This is a genomic window from Paracoccus sp. JM45 (assembly GCF_003590715.1).
Classification (GTDB): Bacteria; Pseudomonadota; Alphaproteobacteria; order Rhodobacterales; family Rhodobacteraceae; genus Paracoccus.
In genome coordinates this window covers 1-3,360 of the sequence record NZ_QQVY01000048.1, presented here as the reverse complement: position 1 = coordinate 3,360, position 3,360 = coordinate 1, and the positions used below count along the sequence as shown (strand labels likewise).

1 protein-coding gene, 4 pseudogenes and 1 other annotated feature are annotated in these 3,360 nt (G+C 56.2%); of the genes and pseudogenes, 3 read left to right on the top strand and 2 right to left on the bottom strand.

Going from position 1 to position 3,360, the window contains the following annotated elements:
- Nucleotides 1-541 (top strand): IS30 family transposase (locus tag DWB67_RS17555; RefSeq protein WP_119808829.1); only part of this gene is annotated, 541 nt, incomplete at its 5' end.
- Between the two features lie 7 nt (nt 542-548).
- Here the strand turns inward: DWB67_RS17555 and DWB67_RS18545 are convergent.
- Nucleotides 549-1,477 (bottom strand): annotated as a pseudogene (locus DWB67_RS18545) (IS3 family transposase); the annotation flags it as partial.
- Nucleotides 1,080-1,196, bottom strand: a sequence feature (AL1L pseudoknot). (Overlaps the previous pseudogene by 117 nt.)
- A gap of 84 nt (nt 1,478-1,561) precedes the next feature.
- Between DWB67_RS18545 and DWB67_RS17540 the strand changes: the two are divergent.
- Nucleotides 1,562-1,928 (top strand): annotated as a pseudogene (locus DWB67_RS17540) (transposase); the annotation flags it as partial.
- 173 nt (nt 1,929-2,101) lie between these two features.
- Here the strand turns inward: DWB67_RS17540 and DWB67_RS17535 are convergent.
- Nucleotides 2,102-2,828: pseudogene (locus DWB67_RS17535) on the bottom strand (IS5 family transposase).
- A gap of 159 nt (nt 2,829-2,987) precedes the next feature.
- Here DWB67_RS17535 and DWB67_RS17530 point away from each other — a divergent pair.
- Nucleotides 2,988-3,360 (top strand): annotated as a pseudogene (locus DWB67_RS17530) (IS5 family transposase); the annotation flags it as partial.

Here is a 3,360-nt window from a genome sequence, read left to right as displayed (position 1 = left end):
GCCTGGCCATTGGGAGGGCGACCTCATTCTCGGTCTCGGAAGTTCAGCGATTGGCACGCTGGTCGAGCGCACAACACGCTTCACCATGCTTTTGCATCTGCCGCGCATGAAGGGCCATGGGAAGGGCGATGTACCCAAGAATGGACCAGCGCTGGCGGGCCATGGCGCCGAAGCCGTCCGCGATGCTATTGCAGGCACAATCATGGGACTTCCTGCGGATCTTCGGCGCTCGCTGACTTGGGATCAGGGTGCGGAGATGGCCCAACATGCGCAGCTCCGGATCAAAACGGGGCTGGAAATCTATTTCTGCGATCCACAAAGTCCCTGGCAGCGAGGGAGCAACGAAAATACCAACGGCTTGCTGCGACAATACTTCCCCAAGGGCACGGATCTTAGCCAGCACGGTGTCAATGAGTTGAGCGCCGTCGCGCATGCTTTGAACACAAGGCCCCGCAAAACCCTCGGATGGAGAACACCTGCCGAAGCTCTCGACGAACTACTCAAACTGAATATAATCGAATGTGGTGCGACGAACGGTTGAATCCGCCTTGCGATCCGCGATCCGAATGGTGAACCAGTTGATCCTGGGCCGGTCTGCGTTGATGAATAGCCTGTTCCAGAGCATCCAAGACAAATCCGGCAGAAGCCGTGCGACTGACGCGCCACCCGACAATGCGGCAGGCAAAGACATCAATGACGAAGGCCACATACACAAACCCCTGCCACGTCGCGACATAGGTGAAGTCGCTGACCCGGAGCACGTTCGGGGCAGGCGCGTGGAACTGGCGGTTGACCTTGTCCAACGGACATGGCAGCGCCTTGTCGGGGATCGTTGTCTTTGGCTGCTTGCCGCGCACAACACATTCGATGCCAATGTCTTTCATCAGTCTGACAACTGTGCAGCGCGCTGTGTCAAATCCTTCCCGGCGCATCTGGTGCCAGACTTTCCGTACGCCATAGGCGCTAAGGTTTTCCTCAAAGACGCGCTCAATCTCGGGCTTCAGCTCTTCGTCACGCTTGGCGCGATCGGAAAGGCGTGAAGGGTCAGCGCGCTTGGCTAAATGATCATAGAAGGTGGCAGGGGCAATCGGCAAAACCCGGCAAATTAGCTCGACCCCATGATCCGCGCGGTGATCTTCTATGAACCGGATCATCGTTTCAGTGGGCGGTCGAGCTCCGCCTGCGCAAAATACGCCGAAGCCTTGCGCAGGATCTCATTGGCCTGCTTCAACTCACGCACTTCGCGCTCAAGCGCCTTCATCTTCCCGGCATGCTCGGTCGTGATGCCGCCGCGCTGGCCAGTATCAACCTCGACCTTCTTAACCCATTCGTTCAGCGTCTGCGGCGCGCAGCCAATCTTAGAGGAAATCGACACAATAGCCGCCCAACGGCGTTCATGCTGCCCAGCACCATTCAACACCATCCGTACAGCGCGTTCGCGGACTTCTGGTGAATACTTGTTCGTTGTCTTTGTCATGATGCTCCATCCTACTCATGAGTTGGAGCCTCCACCAAACCCGGCGCGGTTCAAAATGGGCCGGCAAATAACCTTCGATTGCCCGCGGCATGGCGGCGGGCATGGCAAGAGGTGATCCAGTTCTTGGCCTTCGATACCGGGATCCGCAAGATCATCTACACCACCAATGCCATAGAAATCCTGAACCGCATTCGTCGGGAAAATAGTGTCCCACACTGTTTTCTGACCCTCCTCATTCCGCAAATTCATCAAGACCCGCGGCACGTTCCCAACCAAGAAGGCCGCGACGAAGCTGATCTACCTGGCCATCCGCAACTTCGAGAAAGGTGGCCGGACTGTCCGAGAGTGGTTTGCCGCCTGCAATCAATTCGCTATCATGTTCGACGAACGCTTCAACGCGCGACCATATCTGAAACCCGCATGGGTCGGGCCAGATACACAGAATTCATGACACTCCCCATATAATTGGAATTCAGAACGGTCACATCGATCATCGCCCCCCGCGCCCTGTGCGACCCCGCGTGCTGTCAATGGACAAAGGTCCCACTACTGCTTCAATACTTCCACTGACCGTAAAGGGTCTTGACTGTCCCACAACCTTTCGCCAATCGCATCGCCGCTAGGTCATGTTGACAAATAACGGATCCAGAGACGGATCGATGTGATGTCTACGAAGCCAATAAAGCTCTCGGCGGTCTTGTCATAACGGGTGGCAACACGTCGGGCGTTTTTTAGCTTGTTGAAGCACCGTTCAACAAGGTTGCGCAGTGCATAAAGTGCGTGGTCTACACCGACGCGCATCTTACGTGATTTTCGCATCGGGATCTGGGTTAGCACGTCCCGCGCCTCTATGTTTTTACGAATACTGTCAGCATCATAGCCTCTGTCCGCAAGCATCACGCTTGGCATGGTCAGATTGTCGGTCATGACCAGTTCGAAGCCCTTATAATCAGATTACTGGCTTGGCGTGATCTCGGTTCTCATCGGCAAGCCGGCCGTATTGACGCGGAGATGAATTTTGGTCGTAAAGCCACCTTTTGAGCGCCCGAAACCCTGGCGCGAAGTCCCCCTTTAGCACCCGCTGCCTGATGGTGCGCGCGGATCACGGTGCTATCAACCATTTGCAGGGCATCTGGTGCAGCCCCACTCTCGTTCAGGGCATCCATGATCTGCTTCCAGAGACCTGCCAGTGTCCAGCGCCGGAACTGTCGGTAAACGCCGGACCACTTGCCAAATTCCTCCGGTAGATCTCGCCATGGAGAACGAGGCGGTGATTGGTTGGTTTGCGTCCGTTCGGAGCGCGGACAGTGCGAATGAAATGTTCAAAGAACATCCACTCCTCGTCCAACATGAGGTTTCGTGCCAAGATGGTTTCCTTTGCAGATACCAGCTTGAATCACATCCATTCCCCGCCGTGAATCCCTTTTGTCAACAGATCCTAGGTCCCGTGGACAATCATACTTCCCATAGATTTTGATTTCTGATTCAAATCTCCTAAACGGAGGTTGGGATGAACGAGCAGCGCTTTGTGGTGACGGATCGTGTGTGGCGGCGGCTTGAGCCGCATTTGCCGGGGAAAGCCAGCGACGCGGGGGCTATGGCAAATGATAACCGTCTGTTTCTGGAAGCGGTGTTCTGGCGCGTTCGCACCGGGTCTCCATGGCGCGATCTGCCGCCCGCCTTCGGCAACTGGAACAGCCAGTTCCGCCGCTTCCGCAGATGGGCGAAAGCAGGGGTTTTCGAGAGCCTTTTCATAACCATGAGTGGTGACCCAGACCTTGAATATGCCCTCATCGACGGCACCATCGTTCAGGTTCACCAGAAGGCAACCGGCGCAAAAGGGGGACTCAGGCTCAGGCCATCGGACGCTCGCGTGGCGGCCT